Genomic DNA, 18776 nt, shown 5'->3' with positions numbered 1-18776 from the left:
ATATTTCTGTAGATTTTCAAGATTGGTTGTTTCGGCACTTTCGCTACCCCAAGAAGGATAAATTAAAAAATATGCAAATTCGGGCAGAAAAATTACAACAGATTATTGATTGGGCGCAAAACAATCCGGATATCCGGGCACTTCTTCTTACCAGCTCATTGGTAAATCCATTGGCTCCAGTAGATGAGTTAAGTGATTTAGACATCGAACTTGTTTTTGATGACAATAGCAGGTATATCGCTAATAAAATCTGGTTAAATCACTTCGGTATCCCTATTGCCATGATTGAAGAGGATGAGCACTATTTTGATGGCAAACATGCTATGAAGATGGTTTTATATGCCGATCATACAAAAGTTGATTTTAAGTTATATAGCAAACCTAATTTTCTAAAAGAGGTCAATCAAAACCAATTATGTGAAGATTGGGATATTGGCTATAAAGTACTCCTCGACAAGGAGGGGATAACGGCAGCAATCAAAAAGCCAAGCTATCGGGTGTCAATCATAAAAAAACCTACTGCTCAAAAATTCAATCAGTTACTTAATGACTTTTGGTGGGACTGTACTTACGTAGCCAAATGTTTGGTGAGAAAGGATATTTTTTATGCTAAATTTATGTCCGAGGACAACATACGTACGAATTATCTGGTACCGCTAATTGAGTGGTATATCGCCAGCCAGCATGATTGGAACATCACCACCAATAAACATGGACGCCTATTTAAAAAATATCTGCCAGAGCGAACCTGGGAAAAGATAATACAGACGTTTTCAGCTGCTGATATAAACGAAAATTGGACTGCGCTATTTGCCATGGCCGATCTCGTCGCAAAAATTGGCCGAGAACTCGCAGATAAACTAACGTATCCATATCCGGTAAAACTTGAACAGGATATCAGAACTTATCTCAACGCCTTAAAGACAAAATAAGATTGATTAATTTTGCTATATCTTTAGTTGCTGTATAGAGAGCCTAAAATCTATCCCTATGGCAATCTATCATAACTTCTCTTGACGCTAAAGGTCCAGGTATTATTTCCTTACAGCCACGATTGCATACACCATCGGAATTTTGTCCTCCAATACCTCAATCCGATATTTATTCTTTTCAAATTCAATCGTTCCATTAAAGCAATTATAGGGGGAATAATCAAATTCATCAAGTCGTACGATTTGGAGCCCATTTTTAATCAGACTATTGACTACTTCACTTATGCTATGATTCCATGTCACATACTCTTGGGTTATTGCTGCATTTTTGTCCGCATAAGTTCCTGTCTCCGTTTCTATAATAGCTCCTGAATTAAAGTACCGGTAACCGATTTTTTCAAAATGATCATCAAACATCCAAACGACAGGATGAAATTCGACAAATATTAATTTTCCATTCGGCTTCAAAAACTTCGAAATAACCTGTGCCCATTTATCCAAATCTGGCAACCAGCCTATTGTACCATAACTCGTAAAAACTAAATCAAATTGCTGGTCTAAATGATTGGGCAGATCATATACATCACAACAGATAAAACGAGTATCGATATTTGTCTGTTCAGCTATTTTCCGTGCACTTTCAATGGCCTTATCTGACAGATCCACGCCGGTTACATCGGCACCGAGCCGGCCCAGTGAGATCGTGTCCTGACCAAAATGGCATTGCAGATGCAAGATCGTTTTCCCCTGAATATTATCAAGCAGACCTAGCTCAATCTCATTCAAAGAACTTCTTCCTTGAAGAAAACCCGGAAGATCGTAAAATTCAGACTTGAGATGTGAATCTATTCTATTATTCCAGGACATTCTATTTACATCGAGATAATACTGTTCTTTATTCATATTTAAATCTACTTTTTTAGCTGTACTATTTAGCTTAAAGAAGGATTAACGTTCTTAACAGCTGCAATACTTCATTGTTTTAAGAAGGTTAATCTTAGAATGCTGATAACACCCTAGCCTATTATTTTCGGTCAATTTCATCGTGTTGGGAAAAAACCACTATTTTGCCTTTTCAATTTTAATATCAGATGGCCCGTTCCCATAATATACAGGCTTCTGCTCAACAATTTTAGGATTACCATTTTCGTCCTTTTCCAATTTTTTAATATCCGTTCTTGGTGGCCGTTTAGTATCCAGATCCAGCTCGAAAGAAACGATAATTTTATCATTTATCCCAAGACTGTTTCCTTCATTATCAAAAATCTGCAAATCATCCGCGGTGAATTTCCCTGGGATATAAATTCCATTTTTACTGTCCATATAGCCCAAATCTATACTTCCGATATAATTCCCTTTTCCCTTCGGCTCAGAATATAATGAAACAGCAATTTCCATATCGCTATGCACTGTCACATCGCTGTTGAGATACGGGTATCCTGTTATGCTAAATCGCTTTCCATCGTTATCCTTGTTCTGATTTAGTTTTTCAAACTGATCCGCATTAATTGGAGTTGCCGGCAGATCTTTTCCTCTATCGCAGCTCGATAACATACAAGTTGCCAGTAGAGCTATACCTGTCATTTTCACTGTTTTCATATTATTAACGTTAAAGTAGTCCCTCAATAAACTTGTCTGTTGCTGCAGCAGTATCCTGAGATAAACCCAGCAATCAAATATAAAATAAGTAGGTACCACTTTTGGACCGGTCTAATATTCGTCTGAACCCAATGAATATCCGCCAATAACACCAAAGTTTCTATATCGATTTCCTTTAGTAATTAACGAAAAAAACAAATACAACTCCTTTCCCAAAGAATAGCCCCATAACAGAGACATAAAGACAGGTAAGGGATACAAAGCGGGTCTATCAAAATGGTTTTTCACACCTTGCTTTATCCTCCTCTTACAATATATCTGTTTTCATGATTTTCAAGGTTCTATTTCAGCCTACAATCTGTCCGCTCAAATTTTCAACCAAATGGTTGTTTTCAACACCCCATTTATTAATGATTGCGATGACTGGCAATAAGCTAATTCCCAAGTCAGTCAGGCTATACTCGACTTTTAGCGGGAGTCCTTGGTAAATTTTCTTCACGATGATACCAGCTTGTTCCAATTCATGAAGCTGCATATTGATTACTCTTGGGCTCGCATCTTGAATAGCACGATGCAATTCACTGGGACGTTTTATACCTTTGTTGATACCATCCAATATACAGGCTTTCCATTTTCCACCAAGTATTTTCATGGTGACGACTATACCACAGTCAAGATCTTCGGGAATCTTTCTACTATACATAATTTCATAATTTTTATTAAAACTACTGAATTTTGCAATTCCATAGGGAATAATTTTTCCCTGGGTGAATCATTTTTCCCTTATTGTCAAAGTACCGGTTTGTGCTCACATTTGTAGTATACAAAATAAATAAAGAAACAAATGAACACATTGAAAAATCAAATCAGTATAATTGGCCTAGGCCCAATGGGTATAAAAATAGCCCAGCTCTATTTACAAAAAGGTTTTCAGGTCACTGTATTCAATCGAACCGCAGCTAAAGCCGATGAATTGGTAAAAGAAGGTGCAAGCTTAGCGAAAAACATCAACGAGGCCATTGAAGCCAGTCCAGTGAGTATTGTTATCGTTCATAACTATGCTGTAGCAAATAACCTTTTTTCATCAATCGAAACAAAGAATACGTTAGCAGGCAAGCTCATTGTACAATTAACGACAGGAACATCCCAGGAAGCGCGTTTAAGCGAAACCTGGTTTAATGGTAAAACCGCCGACTACATTGATGGAGCAATACAGGTAGCACCTGAACAGATGGCACAGCCGGATACGACGATACTCTTTTCAGGCAATAACAGAAAATATTTGGAAATCGAAGATACATTGAAAATTTTAGGTGGCAATCTAAAATATCTAGGTGAAAATATTGGTGCTGCAGCAGCCATGGATACAGCGACCCTCTCCTATATTTATGGTGCAGCAGCAGGTTTTCTACATGGCGCTTTAATTGCCGAAGCTGAAAATTTTGACGTCAGGGAATATGGCAATATCATCGCAGAAATTGCTCCAGGAATGGGCGAGTTTCTAAAGCATGAAGGGGCTGTGATCAGTAGCGGAGATTTTAAGCTTTCCCAAAGCCCGCTTGCGATTTCAGTGGAGGCAACAGAAAGAATCCTTACAACAGCTAAATTAAGTGGAATAAATAGTGAATTCCCCCAGTTTGTAGCAAATTGGCTCAAAAGAGCAAAAGATGCGGGCTACGAACAGGAAGAATTTGCTGCCGTCATTAAGACTTTGCGAATACCACGTACAGCAGAAGATTGATCTGCTTTTCAGAAAAAAGCAAAATTAACCTCGCATTACACAAGATTTCCTTAAATTGTATCCGCTTGATTTAAAAGATATATAATACCATGGATATATTGGATTTAGATAAAGAATATTGGGACAATCGTTATAAAAAACGACAAACTGGATGGGATATTGGTTATGCCTCACCGGCGATTCTTACTTATGCAAGAACGGAGATTCCTAAAGAGGCTTCCATTTTGATCCCTGGTTGTGGCAATGCTTATGAAGCCAAAGCACTACTTGAGAGTGGATTTGAAAATATCACGCTACTTGATATCGCGCCAACATTAGTCCGTCAGGTTCAAAAAGAGTTTGGGGAAGCTGCGAAGATCCGCATTATCTGCCAAGATTTTTTTGAACATAAAGGGAAATACGATTATATTCTCGAGCAGACCTTTTTCTGTGCATTAGATCCCAGCCTTCGCAAAAAATACAGCAGCAAAATAGCTGAGTTGCTCCATCCCAATGGTATTCTTGCTGGCTTATTGTTTAACCGAAAATTCGACTCCGAGGGGCCGCCTTTTGGCGGAAAAAAGTCAGCGTATCAACAGTTGTTTCAGAAGGACTTTCATATTTTAAAAATGGAAGACTGTTCCAATAGTATCCCCCAACGTCGGGGTAGCGAGCTTTTCATTGTATTAAAAAGGAAATAAGCTATTTCCCCGGCATCACCGGATAGGTCGGATCCTCCATAATATTGACAATGGCAATTCCCTCGGCATTTTTGAGTAAAGAACGACAATCCTGACTCAGATGCCATAGTTCTATCTTCTTATGCTGTACAGCATAACGTTCAGTGATTTTATTTAATGCATCCACAGCAGACATATCCACCACACGGCTTTCCCTGAAATCCACAATGACTCGATCAGGATCCTCCAGAATATCAAACTTATCCAAAAAATTAGCCGTAGATCCAAAAAAAAGAGGGCCATATATGTCGTAATGTTTCACGCCGTCCTTGTCGAGATACTTTCTTGCCCGTATCCGTTTAGCATTATCCCAGGCAAAAACCAATGCAGATATCACTACACCGACAAGCACAGCTAAGGCCAGATTGTGCAATAACACCGTTATCCCAGCGACAAGAACACCAACAAAAATATCTGATTTCGGAAATTTGTTGATGATACGTAAACTCACCCATTGAAAAGTTCCGATTGCTACCATCATCATTACGCCGACCAGTGCGGCCATTGGTATCTGCTCAATAAACGGTGCTCCAACCAAAATAATCACCAGGATTGTTATGGCCCCAATAAAAGCAGATAGCCTTGTCCGTGCACCGGCATTCAAATTCACCAGCGTCTGAGCAACCATGGCACATCCACCCATTCCACCAAAAAATCCATTAATTGTATTGGCAAGCCCCTGCGCCATGGATTCGCGATTTGCATTCCCTTTACTCGCTGTAATTTCGTCGACCATATTAAGAGTCAACAGAGACTCAACAAGGCCCACGCCGGCCATTACAAGAGAATAAGGAAAGATCAACTGCAATGTTTCCCAGCTCCAGGGAACGTTAGGCAAATGGAAATGGGGTAATGATCCACTGACAGAAGCGATATCCACTACTTTTTTTGTTTCGATACCCAATAGGGAAACCAGACCAAAAACGACCAAAATAGCGACCAGAGATGCCGGAATTGCTTTTGTCAGCCGGGGAAAACCGATTACAATCAACATCGTTAATGCGACAAGTCCCGCCATAATATATAATGTAGTTCCCGACATCCACGCCGTATCCGTTCCATTGCTCACTTTAAATTGGACAACCTGCGCCATGAAAATAATAATGGCCAGCCCATTCAAAAAGCCATACATCACCGGTTGCGGGATCAACCGGACAAATTTCCCCCATTTAAAAAGACCCACCAAAAATTGCAATAAACCCGCCAGGATTACCGCAGCAAACAAATAATCTATCCCATGACTTGCTGCCAGCGCCATCAGAACAACAATCGTCGCACCGGCGCCTCCAGATACCATACCCGGTCTTCCACCTAAAACGGCGGTCACAAGTCCCATTAAGAAAGCTGCATAAAGTCCCGTCAAAGGAGGAAGGCCAGCTAATATTGCAAATGAAAGTGATTCAGGTATCATGGTCATGGCGACCGTCAAACCAGCAAATAGCTCGTTCTTGAAATTCACGGATCGCACATTAAAAAATTCGAAAGTATTGTTCATATCAAAATTAGCCGAACAGGTATTAAGCTCTGCAAAGGTAACAATCCATACCGCAAATCAGCAAGCTACAGCGTCTAAAACACAAAGAAATCACAATCCTAAAAACACTTTTAACAACTATTTGTTATTCATTGCAAGTTTTATTGCAAAACAGTATATTAACCCTTATGAAACAATACTCAAATACATATCGTTATCTATTTTTTTTGATTTCAAGCCTATTTACTATCTTTTCAAGCCATACAGCCCTCGCCAAGACAATGGCTTTGAAGTTCAGCAACGCGGGTAAGCATGCCCTATCGTTTTCAATTCCAGGTACCACGCTGGTCTCAGACAGCAGTGGATTAAAACTGTTTAAAGACAGTATGCCGGCCACGGTCAGGAAAAATAAATTAGTGGATAGCATAGCCGTATCGACACAACAATCAAAATGGATTTCAGATCGGATCAATGCCAAACTACCCGATAGTATCGTAAATTATCAGAAAAAAAACTTTCTACGTGCTGGAATAGAATGGTTCTCTATTCAGGCCATACCTGCCTCTGTCAATTATTTCATCCGGAAAGATCCTGTCTCCCATATTTCCTTCAAAAACTTTTTCAGTCATCTGAAGTTTTCCGCATGGACCTGGGACGACAATCTCTTTGCCACCAATCAGATTGCACATCCCTATCATGGTCAGTTCTATTTTAATTCGTTCCGATCAAACAATTTTAGTTTCCTGCAATCGACGCTGGCAACGGTCGCCGGAAGTTACATCTGGGAGACAGCAGGTGAGACCGAACCTCCCTCGATCAACGATATTGTCAATACCAGTTTTGGCGGAACAATCCTAGGGGAAATGACGCATCGTCTTTCACAGCATGTGCTTGCCAGACCAAGTCTTACGAAAGGACAACGTAATAAAAAGGAAATTTTAGCCATGTTGATCAATCCGATGAATGGTTTAAATCGGCTGCTCGACGGTCGCTGGGGGAACCCTATCAAAGGTGCCATCATTGACAGTTCATTGGTCCATACCGAAGTCGAATTGGGGATCCGTCGATTTGATGCGAAAGAGCATGATATACTCAACCGTGGAAAAAATGACATTTACGCTCGTATTAAAATGATTTACAACAACGATGATGTCGACAAAAAGAAACCATTCGACGATTTCTTTCTAAATCTTGAAATTGGATCCGACGACAGTTCGATCGTAAATGCTGTGAATGTATACGCTTCGCTCTACGGAAATCGTATTCTATCCAATTTAACAGGCCGGCATCGCGGTATAGTCTCTGCCCATTTTGACTTTCTGCGAAATGAAGCTTTCTATTATGGCTCACAGAGTATCAATTACAATATTTTTTCCAACTACAATATCGGTACACGAACAAAATTGAGCACTATACTGGGAGGTGGTCCAGTTGTACTGGCAGCAGTGCCTGATCCCTATCTGCATTTCGGCGAAAGTCGTACCTATGATTATGGCCCTGGAGCAGACATCCGCGCATCCGCCACGCTAACTACACTCAATCGCTTCAAATTTGGCATAGATTACCGTGGCGGATATTTTGTCACACTCAGTGGCAATAAATCTCATCATTATCTTCATACGGCATCTACCAGCGCTTCTGTGCGGATATGGAAAAACTTTGGTGTCAATCTTTACTCCGGATATTTTAGACTTGAAGGCCATTACCGAGATCATCAAAATGTCAACAAAGATTATCCATTTATTCGTTTGGCGCTAGCCTATAACTCAGAATACTAGTAAGCAAGGCCGTCACACAAAAATGCCCCAAAAAAGTATCTAGCTTTTTGGGGCATGTTCAAACCGTTCTCCAGTTAAGTCTTTGCTAATTTGCCCAATATTTTTTCAGCGCCTCTCGCAATCGCGGATCATATCCGTAAATATCTGGATAGGATACTAGTTTACCATCGTCATCAAGCCAGGTTGTATAATAAGTAAGATACACAGGCATCTGACGTTTCAGAGTTACCCAACGTGATTTCGAGATCGAGTCTGTTGTTATTTCATGGGCAATCTTCTCTGCCTGTTTCTCATTATTGACAAGGTAGCTGGCCAAGTCCACAGGTTTCTCAACCCGTACACAACCATGGCTTACAGCACGGTTGCTCTGTCCGAACATTTGTTTGGCCGGTGTATCATGGAGATAGATCGAATACGCATTTTCAAATAAGAATTTCACATTCCCCAAGGAGTTATCTGAACCAGGGTTTTGTTTAAAACGGAACTTCTCCACCGAATCAGCATGCCAATTTACAGTACTGGGATCCACCTGCTTTCCTTTATAATAGGCTACCATATTACGTGAGGCCAGATAGTTCGGATTGCTCCGCACACTTGCCAATAGTTCTTTTTTTACGATGCTACTTGGGATATTCCATACGGGGTTAACCTGCATGGCATCTAAAACGCCCTGCATAACTGGAGTTTCATGGTTTTCGCCTTTACGTGTGTAAGCTGGATTATCTGTTTCGCCAACACATACATTCATCAATTGACGGGTTTTTCCTCCTTCCATGATGTGCAATCGTTGTTCCGGAATATTTACAAATACATATTTGTCTGGAAATGCCGCTCCCATCCAACGCAATTTTTCAAGCACCATCAGCACTTTTATTCTCTGTGTATTATCCAGATTACCATTTGCCAGTAAATCCTGAAATTGGATGTAATACTGGTTTTTTGGTTGAATCCCTGCCATTAGTGATCCGATCTCCACACTATCCAATAGGTGAACAACGCTGGCATAGTTCATACGTTTTTGAGGAACAAAATACCTTCCGTACAAACGTTTTGGATTGATAACACCATATTTCATACTGCTTACATAGGCCACTAGTCCGTCGGTTCCTAGGAGGTCCAATTTCGCCAACAACAGATAAGATTCCGCTACATCTTTAGGTTTCAGTTTGCGGAGAGAAAATAGAGTCTCCTTAATCTCTGTTGTATGGAAATAACTGCTACGGATCCCATGTTCCTCACTGCGCTCGAAATAATGCAAGAGCGTATCAATACTACCATCGAATAAATGTTCAGCGATTAAAGTCATCCCGTCGGTAGAATCAGACAAGTCCTTCATCCAACTGGGATTATGCAGTTTGGATTTCTGTTTTCCATACTCCTCACGAAACACCTTTAAATAAGCTATTGTATCAAATTCCTTATAAGTTTTTTGCTCAAAACCCTTTGCAAGTACATCACCATAAGTTGGCGGATTCTCTTTACAGGAAAAAAATAAAATTGAAACAAAGGAAATAAAAACTAAAAAACGTAACATACTACAAATAATGAAAAAGAAATGGCTTCGCAATAATGAAGCCATTTCTGATGACAAAGATAAATAATTCTTACTGGCAAACGAACCCTACCTGTCATCGAATCACTACAGAATGAATTACTGATGTTTTTGCAGGAAATCTTCAAGCAGTTCGACCATCTCGGAGTTACCCAAAAAAGCCGCCGTTCTTTGGTGCAGGGTCTTGGGTTCAATATCCAAAATCCGTTGATATCCATTTGTAGCTTTCCCTCCGGCTTGTTCAATAATAAAAGCGATAGGATTACATTCATACATCAGCCGTAACTTTCCGTTCGGATGGGCCGAGGTGGTAGGATAAAGAAATATTCCCCCTTTCAATAAATTACGGTGAATGTCCGCAACCATAGATCCAATATAACGGGAAGCATAAGGGCGTTGGGTAGAAGCATCCTCCATTTGGCAATATTTGATATATTGCTTGACACCATTCGGAAATTTAGAATAATTCCCCTCATTGATCGAATAGATATGACCAGCTTCGGGAATCTTCATATCGGGATGTGACAGACAGAATTCACCGATAGAAGGATCTAATGTAAAACCATTCACCCCCTTGCCTGTGGTATACACAAGCATGGTCGAACTTCCGTAAATCACATATCCTGCAGCAACCTGCTTGGTTCCATGCTGCAGAATATCATTGCTATTACAAGATACTCCAGTATCCGAAAGCCGGCGGTAAATCGAAAAAATGGTTCCTACAGAAACATTAACATCAATATTACTCGAACCATCCAGCGGGTCTATACAAACAATATATTTTGCATTTTTAGAAACTCCAGACTGCATATAAACGGGGTTTTCATGTTCCTCTGAGGCAACTACACAGCATTCTCCTCCGCTTTGGAGCGCTTTAATAAACTGCTCATCAGCATATACATCCAGCTTTTTCTGCCCTTCCCCCTGAATATTGGTCTGCCCCGCATCCCCCAGGATGTCGACCAACCCAGCTTTATTGACCTCCCTGTTAACGATTTTTGCTGCAATACCGATATCGCGCAACAGTCTCGACAGCTCACCCTTCGCATAGGGAAAATCGGCTTGTTTTTCTATAATAAATTGACCTAGTGTTGTTATACCACTCATAATAGTGTTTATTGGATATTTGTTGCACAAAGCTAAAAAAGTAAAATATATTTTAGCAAAACCTCCGGCTTGCTTAGCTAAAATTCAGTGGACAGAATACGCAATCGATTGCGTATTTCTTTGAAAACTTTTATATGCTAAAACGATTATCAGCTATTAAAAAGATAAAAATGAAGTAAAAGAAGTAGATATCTATTAAATAGTTGCAAATAAAAAAAAACTAAAAAATGATAAGTATTTGGTAATTTTGGCAAAATATATTGATACAATGCAACAACTTTTACAGCTCATCGAAAAGGAAAAACTAGGCAACCAGCCAGTTACACAACATACCTTGGTTATTGACGACAAACAGGTCATCCACGGAGCACTTTTTTTTGTAAAAACAGCACGTAAGACCTTTAAAATAATGATCCCAACACCTTTTTACGAAGTATTATTAACAAACAATCTAACTGTTCAGAGCTTATTGAAGCACCCCGAAGCTATGCTACTTTCCTAAACGTCTGCTTGCTCCTTATTGGCTTATGCCTCCCCCTCCTCAATATCACTCCTAGTCCATTTGATGTTGTTATTATAAACAAATAAGCTCCTTTCTGTGTTTATTTTACGTAAAACATCAATAATCATCCATTCATATGGATTTTCTTTCGGAAAGAGCGTATATCCGCATTTGAAATATTACAAAAAAAGGGTGTAAAAGTATAACATTCTCCAGGTGATTACCCTTAAATTCAATGTATAACAAAAAATGCTATGCAATACCAATATAAACTTTCAGGCATGTCCTGCGACGGGTGTAGAACAACAATTGAAGATGCGATCAATCAGCTTCCTGAAATTCAGGCTAAAGTTACACTGAACCCGCCATTACTGATAATAGAATCTGCAAAGGAAATTTCGACAGAACAGCTGCAACAAACCCTGGATCAATTAGGTGGCTATAACATTGACAAGCTAGATAGTCCAGTACGAGACATGCCCCATATAGAAGAATCAAAACCATCTAAATCAAGCGAATACCAGTGCCCCATGCATTGCGAAGGTAATAAAACTTACGATCAACCCGGACGTTGTCCTGTCTGCGGAATGCATCTTGTAGCAATAGAAAATAGCAATACGAGCCTGTATGTACGTAAGCCAGACCAACTTCCACCAACTGTAACACACACAGCTATTAATAAACAGCGGCATGAATCTGTAAAGCCGGAACACAATCATCTCGCGCATCAACATGAATCCCCATCACAGCAACATCTCCATCACGAACATCGACACGAGCACAATCATCAGCAAAAAGATGAATCAATGCCACATGAGCATAACCACGGCCAACAAAAGCATGCCCAGCACGATTGTTCTGCTGCTGCAATGCCCGAACAGCACAATGTTGGTTCGACTGGAAAATACTACTGTCCTATGCACTGTGAGGGCGACAAGCTTTATGACCAACCGGGCAACTGCCCAGTTTGCGGGATGAATTTGGAGAGAGTTCCGGAATTAAATAGCAACACACAATATAGCTGTCCGATGCATCCCGAAATTGTACAGGATCATCCCGGAAGCTGCCCGATCTGTGGTATGGATCTCGTCCCTATCGCTGGGGGCAGTGACGTTGAAGATGATAGAACCTATAAAGACCTCCGGATGAAACTATGGCTATCTATCTTGTTCACAGTTCCGATATTTATACTGTCCATGGGAGAAATGCTTCCCGGTAATCCAATCGGAAAAGTAGTTCCTCCGGCCTGGTCGGGCTGGATACAATTATTTCTATCCCTTCCTGTTGTCTTCTACACGTGTTGGTCTTTTTTCCAACGCGGGTGGATCTCTTTTAAAACCTGGCGCCTGAATATGTTCAGCCTGATTGCCCTTGGCGCTGGTGCCGGATTTGTATATAGCCTTGTCGGTCTATTTTTTCCACAGTTGTTCCCCGCGGATCTAAAAAACCACCACGGCTATATCGCGTTATACTTTGAATCCGTTACTGTCATCCTAACCCTAGTTCTCCTGGGGCAGGTGATGGAAGCAAAAGCACATTCCAAAACCAATTCTGCCATCAAAGAACTTATTAAACTCAGCCCCTCGGATGCTACCCGGGTCGAAAATGGGATAGATGTCAAAATTGGTGTGGATCAGATTGAGATTGGTGACACCTTGAAAGTAAAACCCGGAGACAAAATCCCAGTGGACGGTCAGATCATAAATGGGACGACAAGCATAGATGAATCCATGCTCACAGGCGAACCTTTGCCTGTCGAAAAACAGGAAGGCGACAAAGTCAGCTCCGGAACCATTAACGGTGAACGAAGTTTCCTCATGAAAGCTGAACGTATTGGTTCGGACACCCTATTGGCCCAGATCATTCAGATGGTCAATAATGCCAGTAGAAGCAAAGCGCCCATCCAGCGTCTTACAGATAAAGTGTCTGAAATATTTGTTCCAATTGTGATTGTAATTGCATTATTGACATTCCTCGCTTGGTGGATTTGGGGACCTGCGCCCTCGCTGTCTTATGGTTTTGCAAATGCCCTGGCAGTTCTTATTGTTGCTTGTCCCTGTGCCCTTGGTCTGGCCACCCCGATGTCCGTTATGGTTGGTGTCGGCAAGGGAGCCAAAAATGGCATATTGATCAAAGATGCCAGTGCCTTAGAAAAAATGAACAAGGTCGATGTTCTATTAACAGATAAAACAGGAACGATAACAGAAGGTAAACCCACCGTTGATGATATTCAACCCAGCGCGTTCAGCAGTATCAATGAAATATTAGCATTGGCTGCTTCGCTGAACAGTAACAGCACACATCCCCTTGGTCAGGCTATTATTGAACGGGCTAAAAAGGACGGCACTAAAATAGAACAACAGGTTGCAGACTTCGAAAACGTTGCCGGACAAGGTATCAAAGGGAATATTAACGGGCAACTGATTGCCCTAGGCAATCAGTTGTTGATGGAGTCTATGCAGGTGTTCATTCCAGACGAGATACGAAAAGCCGTAGAATCAGCCCAATCCAATGGCAAAACCGTTTCCTATCTATCCAAAGGAAGCAATTTACTTGGCTATTTTAGCATATCTGATCAGATCAAAGCTTCTTCCAAACAGGCTATACACTACCTGCTTCAGCATGACGTGGATGTGATTATGCTTACAGGTGACAATGCCCACACTGCAAAGTCGGTGGCTGGACAGGTCGGAATCAAGCATTTCAGAGCAAATGCATTACCGAAAGATAAATTACAGGAAATACACGACCTCCAGGCACAGGGTCACATTGTCGCCATGGCCGGTGATGGGATTAACGATGCTCCTGCCCTTGCACAAGCCGATATTGGTATCGCCATGGGTACAGGAACAGATGTAGCAATACAAAGTGCATCCCTCACTCTATTACAGGGAGATCTAATAGGCATCGCTAAAGCCAAAATACTGAGTCAGAAACTACTGCGAAATATCAAAGAGAACTTAGGCTTTGCCTTTATCTATAATATTCTAGGTATCCCTTTAGCTGCTGGACTGCTATACCCAAGTTTCGGCATCTTATTATCACCCATGATTGCTGCTGCCGCCATGAGCTTTAGTTCCGTTTCCGTGATTTTAAACTCGCTACGCTTAAATCGGGTAACAATAGGAATAGATAAGAAGTAAACAAAAAGAAAGATGCACGATAGTAACGAAAATAGATAATTAACTATATTCGCTGTTCCTAATGACATATATTTATCATTATTATGCGCAATATACTTTTAATAGTTCTATCGGTTATCGTAACACTAGTTTGTGTCAAAAATACGCAAACGATCGATATTGATCTCATTGCAACAGGCAAAATAGCGTTATGGAAACTCCTGTTGGCATTTTTCGCGATGGGAGTACTCTTCGCCTTTTTGCTAAAAGCTGGTAAAAAGGCAAAACAACAGGAAAATTCAACGAATTTCGATCCATCTGAAGACGATGACCAGGATCCAAAACCCAAATTATCGGACGAAGATCGTGATTTTCTATCCTAGGAATAAAAATAAATCACTAAAAATGAAGGTTTAAACATATTAAAGGCGTTTTTATCACAAAAATTGTTGCATAGAATAGAGATTAAACCTATCTTTGCATCACTTCAAACAAGGAACGGTAGTTCAAAAACAAAGAAGTAAGATTCCGTAGCTCAGCTGGTAGAGCAATACACTTTTAATGTATGGGTCCTGGGTTCGAATCCCAGCGGGATCACAAAAGAAAAAGCCAATCGCAAGATTGGCTTTTTTTGTTTAACGGCATCCGGATTCGAAAGAAGCGTCGGCCGGGTTCGATCCGATGGAGGCTCAGGGATGTGCGCGGCTGAAATACTCTTCGAAATCCTTATACTTGAGCCTTTCAACAAAGTAATCTGGGCTTTCTAACAAACCTTCAAGGATGGCAGCGATGTAATTTTGTGTCAATAATAACGATGCTTTTGAGCGAAGTTTTAAAAGACAACAAAATGAAAATAATTAACCAGCATTATGTCGATGGGCAATTTCGGCCTTCGACAGGTACCGAGAAGATGGATATCATTAATCCTTCGGATGAAAGCCTTATCGGCCGAATCGTATTAGGCAATGCGCAGGATATGGAGGCTGCAATAGTTGCTGCATCAGCAGCTTTACCTTCTTTTTCACAGACAAGCAGAGAACAGCGCATGGATTACCTACAGCAATTACACGATGCGCTAGTGGAGCGGCTCGACGATCTGCAGGAAGCTACCACTACGGAGTATGGTGCAACAATACAACGATCGCGCTGGTCAAACGAGTATGCCGCTGAGACCTTCCTCTACTTCAAGGAAATCCTTAAGGATTTTTCTTTCGAACGTCGCATAGGTCAATCGGTAATTTCTATGGTGCCAGTTGGCGTAACTGGGATCATGACGGCCTGGAATGCCAATTCAGGCTCCATATGTGTAAAACTCGCGGCGGCAATTGCCGCTGGCTGTACCGTAGTGATCAAACCCAGTGAAATGAGTGCGATTCAATCGCAGGTTCTCGCAGAATGCTTCCACCAGGCAGCACTTCCAGCCGGCGTAATCAATATGGTGCATGGACGCGGAGATATTTTGGGAACGGTATTGTCTGCCCACCCTGCCGTGGCTAAAATCCTGTTCACAGGTTCTACAGTGGTTGGCAAGATCATTGCACGTAATGCAGTAGACACCATGAAACGCCTCACGCTGGAACTCAGTGGAAAATCACCGAATATTATTCTTGATGATGCGGATCTCAATACTGCGGTACCGATGGCAATAAATGCGGCCTTTATGAATAGTGGTCAGGCTTGTATTGCTGGCACAAGACTGTTGGTTCCAGAAGCAGTACTGTCAGAGGTTAAAGCTATCTTGCTTAAAACGATGGCTGCACAAAAAGTTGGTGATCCAAGAGATGAGAAGACGGTCATTGGGCCAATGGCAAGTCAGAAACAATTTGACCGGATACAACATTACATCAGGGTGGGTATCGACGAGGGTGCGGAACTTTTAGTTGGCGGTCTGGGCAAACCGGATGGATTACAGAGCGGATTTTACGTCAAACCCACTATATTTACAGGTGTAAGTAATGAAATGACGATTGCGCAGGAAGAAATTTTCGGGCCTGTATTATCCGTTATTACCTACAAAACTGAAGAAGAAGCTATTGCCATTGCCAACGATACCATCTATGGACTGCATGCTTATGTAAGCAGTTCAGACATGGAGCGGGCGCAACGAGTGGCTGCACAGATCAATGCAGGTAGGGTAGCGATCAATACGATCTATCACGATGCACTGGCACCATTCGGCGGATTTAAACAGTCTGGCCTGGGCAGAGAAGGCGGCCTATATGGCCTCGAAGAACAATTAGAACCAAAAGTAATCATAAGCTAATCGCTATGGAATGCAAAAATGATATTTCCGAAAAAGTAAAAGATGCCGCGACGGCCCCCCGAATAGTGCTCAATACGTATTCTGGCAATACGATCGAAGGCGAAGCTTTTGTAGGAGATCATATCTTCAGTTATATTCTCCAGGGGAAACAGGATGTCTGGCTTGCTGATCAAAAGCATTCCTATCGGGAAGGCGACTTCCGCTTTTTCCGACGCAATCAGCTGACTAAATACGTGAAAAGTACCACCGATGGAAGTTTCAGGTCTATAGCAGTGCATATCGATCAGTGCACCTTAAAGGAAATGAGCGAGCAGTACGGCCTGAAAGCCGATCGCATAATTAATCCCGATGCCGCACTGCTGATCCAATCGGATGCATTGCTGAAAGGTTTTGTGGATTCCTTGCGTCCCTATTTGCAACAACAAATGGACGACCGCATTGTCGCGCTAAAGGCCAGAGAACTTGTTTTATTGCTTATTCAGCATAATCCTGCATTTAAAAATGTGCTGTTCGATTTTAATGAACCGGGTAAGATCGACCTGGAAGCTTTTATGAACAGCCATTACCGTTATAATGTACCAATGGAACGTTTTGCTTTTCTTACAGGTCGGAGCCTTTCCGGTTTTAAACGTGATTTTGAAAAGCAGTTTCATACCAGCCCGGGCAGATGGCTGTTGCAGAAGCGTCTGGATACAGCCCGCTTCTTGATCGAACAGCAAAAAGAAAAACCATCCGATGTATACTTGGATCTGGGTTTCGAGGATCTTTCTCACTTTTCCTTTGCTTACAAAAAGGAATTTGGTTATGCGCCAAATAAAAAACATTCATAACATAAAAATCATTTAAAATGGACATACAATTAAAGGGTAAACGTGCCCTGATAACCGGATCTAGTTCCGGATTGGGCGAAGCCATTGCTAAAATGCTCGCAAGTGAAGGCGCCATGGTAATTATACATGGACGCAACCTTAAACGGGCCGAAGATATAGCTGCGGAGATTAACGCTTCCGGTGGATCTGCTACAGTAGCGATTGGAGACCTTGCGACAGATGAAGGTGCCGATGCAGTAGCTACAGCGGCACTCTCATCCGGACCGGTGGATATACTGGTTAATAATGCGGGAGTAACTTCCCACAAATCATGGGGCGAAGCAAGCACTGAGGACTGGTTAGCGCTGTACAATACCAATGTGGTTTCATATGTACGTATGATACAGCGCATCGTTCCACAGATGAAGGAGCTCGGTTGGGGCAGGTTAATACACATCGGTGGAGGATTGGCCATACAGCCTATAAAGGAGCAGCCACATTATAATGCGACCCTTGCCGCGCGTCATAATATGTCTGTATCGCTCGCAAGGCAGCTTAAAGAGACGGGTATCACCTCTAATATCGTATCTCCTGGAGCCATCATCAATCCAATGGTAGAGCAATGGCTCGAGCGGGCAGCACCTAAATTTGGCTGGGGAACGGATATGGAAGAGATTAAGTACAAAGCAGTTCAGGAGCTTATCCCCAATGATACCAGTAGGTTTGGTACACCTGAAGAAATTGCAGGTGCCGTTGTCTACCTCTGTAGTCGTTTTGCTGACTATATCAGCGGTTCTGTACTGCGGGTCGACGGCGGGACGATCCGTTGTTTATAAAATCAGACCGACAAAGTGAAACAGCGGCTTATTTACCGCTGTTTTTCTGTTTTTGAAACTTTTTGCTTTCATATTTACTATAACTGCCTCTGCTCTGTACACCAATCTAAGATCTTCCTCACCTTTTCATTGAAGTTGTGCTTCAAACGCCACAGTTACCTCCGGTTCGAACATTTGTCTAAATTACACGCAATTTATAAATATATTATTCAAAACGATCAACTATAGCATCATCTTGTTCACGGATTAAAATAACCAACTCGACAGCTATTATGTCCGATTCAACCTATTGTTTCTTCCTATAGCCTTTGGCCTGGTCTACATTTGTCTCAACAAAAAGAA

The 18776-nt window shown here is 41.5% G+C and carries 16 protein-coding genes and 1 tRNA gene; 11 read left to right on the top strand and 6 right to left on the bottom strand.

Annotated features, from left to right (window positions below):
• Positions 1-71: 71 nt before the first annotated feature.
• Complete coding sequence (locus ABDW32_RS01765; RefSeq protein ID WP_343558828.1) at positions 72-932, top strand: AadS family aminoglycoside 6-adenylyltransferase; 861 nt, start codon at positions 72-74, stop codon at positions 930-932.
• A gap of 102 nt (positions 933-1034) precedes the next feature.
• Here the strand turns inward: ABDW32_RS01765 and ABDW32_RS01760 are convergent, their stop codons facing one another.
• From ABDW32_RS01760 to ABDW32_RS01750, 3 genes are all read right to left on the bottom strand, one after another.
• Positions 1035-1835 carry a class I SAM-dependent methyltransferase gene (locus tag ABDW32_RS01760; protein ID WP_343558827.1) on the bottom strand — a complete coding sequence of 267 codons (801 nt, stop codon included), beginning with the start codon at positions 1833-1835 and terminating at the stop codon, positions 1035-1037.
• 159 nt (positions 1836-1994) lie between these two features.
• Positions 1995-2531 (bottom strand): hypothetical protein, encoded by a 537-nt coding sequence (locus tag ABDW32_RS01755; protein ID WP_343558825.1) that lies wholly within the window; start codon positions 2529-2531, stop codon positions 1995-1997.
• 346 nt (positions 2532-2877) lie between these two features.
• A complete protein-coding gene (locus ABDW32_RS01750; protein WP_343558824.1) occupies positions 2878-3234 on the bottom strand; it encodes a helix-turn-helix domain-containing protein in 357 nt (118 codons plus the stop codon).
• A gap of 141 nt (positions 3235-3375) precedes the next feature.
• Here ABDW32_RS01750 and ABDW32_RS01745 point away from each other — a divergent pair, with 141 nt between their 5' ends.
• Positions 3376-4272: an NAD(P)-binding domain-containing protein gene (locus tag ABDW32_RS01745; protein ID WP_343558822.1), complete on the top strand. Its 897-nt coding sequence runs from the start codon at positions 3376-3378 to the stop codon at positions 4270-4272.
• Between the two features lie 89 nt (positions 4273-4361).
• Positions 4362-4952, top strand: a complete 591-nt coding sequence (locus tag ABDW32_RS01740) for a methyltransferase domain-containing protein (protein ID WP_343558820.1) — start codon at positions 4362-4364, stop codon at positions 4950-4952.
• 1 nt (position 4953) lies between these two features.
• On the opposite strand, the gene ABDW32_RS01735 is transcribed toward ABDW32_RS01740, so the two are convergent.
• Positions 4954-6486 (bottom strand): SulP family inorganic anion transporter, encoded by a 1533-nt coding sequence (locus tag ABDW32_RS01735; RefSeq protein ID WP_343558818.1) that lies wholly within the window; start codon positions 6484-6486, stop codon positions 4954-4956.
• A gap of 167 nt (positions 6487-6653) precedes the next feature.
• Between ABDW32_RS01735 and ABDW32_RS01730 the strand changes: the two genes are divergently transcribed.
• Complete coding sequence (locus tag ABDW32_RS01730) at positions 6654-8243, top strand: DUF3943 domain-containing protein (RefSeq protein WP_343558816.1); 1590 nt, start codon at positions 6654-6656, stop codon at positions 8241-8243.
• Positions 8244-8328: 85 nt separating this feature from the next.
• Here ABDW32_RS01730 and ABDW32_RS01725 read toward each other — a convergent pair whose 3' ends face one another.
• Complete coding sequence (locus ABDW32_RS01725; protein WP_343558815.1) at positions 8329-9777, bottom strand: L,D-transpeptidase family protein; 1449 nt, start codon at positions 9775-9777, stop codon at positions 8329-8331.
• A 117-nt stretch (positions 9778-9894) separates the two neighbouring features.
• Positions 9895-10902, bottom strand: a complete 1008-nt coding sequence (gene fbp, locus ABDW32_RS01720) for a class 1 fructose-bisphosphatase (protein ID WP_343558813.1) — start codon at positions 10900-10902, stop codon at positions 9895-9897.
• A 268-nt stretch (positions 10903-11170) separates the two neighbouring features.
• On the opposite strand from fbp, the gene ABDW32_RS01715 reads away from it, so the two are divergent.
• The 7 genes from ABDW32_RS01715 (at position 11171) to ABDW32_RS01685 (ending at position 18434) form a co-directional block, all read left to right on the top strand.
• The gene (locus ABDW32_RS01715; RefSeq protein ID WP_343558811.1) at positions 11171-11404 is read left to right on the top strand and encodes a hypothetical protein; all 234 of its coding nucleotides are present in this window, start codon (positions 11171-11173) and stop codon (positions 11402-11404) included.
• A 254-nt stretch (positions 11405-11658) separates the two neighbouring features.
• On the top strand, positions 11659-14547 hold the full coding sequence (locus ABDW32_RS01710; protein WP_343558809.1) for a heavy metal translocating P-type ATPase: 2889 nt from the start codon (positions 11659-11661) through the stop codon (positions 14545-14547).
• Positions 14548-14630: 83 nt separating this feature from the next.
• Positions 14631-14909 (top strand): LapA family protein, encoded by a 279-nt coding sequence (locus tag ABDW32_RS01705; protein WP_343558808.1) that lies wholly within the window; start codon positions 14631-14633, stop codon positions 14907-14909.
• Positions 14910-15050: 141 nt separating this feature from the next.
• Positions 15051-15123 (top strand) — tRNA-Lys (locus tag ABDW32_RS01700).
• 250 nt (positions 15124-15373) lie between these two features.
• A complete protein-coding gene (locus ABDW32_RS01695) occupies positions 15374-16789 on the top strand; it encodes an aldehyde dehydrogenase family protein (protein WP_343558807.1) in 1416 nt (471 codons plus the stop codon).
• A gap of 5 nt (positions 16790-16794) precedes the next feature.
• Positions 16795-17619: an AraC family transcriptional regulator gene (locus ABDW32_RS01690; RefSeq protein WP_343558805.1), complete on the top strand. Its 825-nt coding sequence runs from the start codon at positions 16795-16797 to the stop codon at positions 17617-17619.
• Between the two features lie 17 nt (positions 17620-17636).
• Entirely contained in the window at positions 17637-18434 is a 798-nt protein-coding gene (locus ABDW32_RS01685; protein ID WP_343558803.1) for an SDR family NAD(P)-dependent oxidoreductase, read from the top strand.
• Positions 18435-18776 lie beyond the last annotated feature (342 nt).

The organism is Sphingobacterium sp. (genome assembly GCF_039596235.1).
Classification (GTDB): Bacteria; Bacteroidota; Bacteroidia; order Sphingobacteriales; family Sphingobacteriaceae; genus Sphingobacterium.
This window is presented reverse-complemented; position numbering and strand designations above follow the sequence as displayed.

Excerpts from the sequence above, each read along its gene's own strand:
- ABDW32_RS01765 (WP_343558828.1), top strand. The coding sequence starts at position 72 with ATGCAAATTCGGGCAGAAAAATTACAACAGATTATTGATTGGGCGCAA.
- ABDW32_RS01760 (WP_343558827.1), bottom strand. The coding sequence starts at position 1,835 with ATGAATAAAGAACAGTATTATCTCGATGTAAATAGAATGTCCTGGAAT.
- ABDW32_RS01755 (WP_343558825.1), bottom strand. The coding sequence starts at position 2,531 with ATGAAAACAGTGAAAATGACAGGTATAGCTCTACTGGCAACTTGTATG.
- ABDW32_RS01750 (WP_343558824.1), bottom strand. The coding sequence starts at position 3,234 with ATGTATAGTAGAAAGATTCCCGAAGATCTTGACTGTGGTATAGTCGTC.
- ABDW32_RS01745 (WP_343558822.1), top strand. The coding sequence starts at position 3,376 with ATGAACACATTGAAAAATCAAATCAGTATAATTGGCCTAGGCCCAATG.
- ABDW32_RS01740 (WP_343558820.1), top strand. The coding sequence starts at position 4,362 with ATGGATATATTGGATTTAGATAAAGAATATTGGGACAATCGTTATAAA.
- ABDW32_RS01735 (WP_343558818.1), bottom strand. The coding sequence starts at position 6,486 with ATGAACAATACTTTCGAATTTTTTAATGTGCGATCCGTGAATTTCAAG.
- ABDW32_RS01730 (WP_343558816.1), top strand. The coding sequence starts at position 6,654 with ATGAAACAATACTCAAATACATATCGTTATCTATTTTTTTTGATTTCA.
- ABDW32_RS01725 (WP_343558815.1), bottom strand. The coding sequence starts at position 9,777 with ATGTTACGTTTTTTAGTTTTTATTTCCTTTGTTTCAATTTTATTTTTT.
- fbp (WP_343558813.1), bottom strand. The coding sequence starts at position 10,902 with ATGAGTGGTATAACAACACTAGGTCAATTTATTATAGAAAAACAAGCC.
- ABDW32_RS01715 (WP_343558811.1), top strand. The coding sequence starts at position 11,171 with ATGCAACAACTTTTACAGCTCATCGAAAAGGAAAAACTAGGCAACCAG.
- ABDW32_RS01710 (WP_343558809.1), top strand. The coding sequence starts at position 11,659 with ATGCAATACCAATATAAACTTTCAGGCATGTCCTGCGACGGGTGTAGA.
- ABDW32_RS01705 (WP_343558808.1), top strand. The coding sequence starts at position 14,631 with ATGCGCAATATACTTTTAATAGTTCTATCGGTTATCGTAACACTAGTT.
- ABDW32_RS01695 (WP_343558807.1), top strand. The coding sequence starts at position 15,374 with ATGAAAATAATTAACCAGCATTATGTCGATGGGCAATTTCGGCCTTCG.
- ABDW32_RS01690 (WP_343558805.1), top strand. The coding sequence starts at position 16,795 with ATGGAATGCAAAAATGATATTTCCGAAAAAGTAAAAGATGCCGCGACG.
- ABDW32_RS01685 (WP_343558803.1), top strand. The coding sequence starts at position 17,637 with ATGGACATACAATTAAAGGGTAAACGTGCCCTGATAACCGGATCTAGT.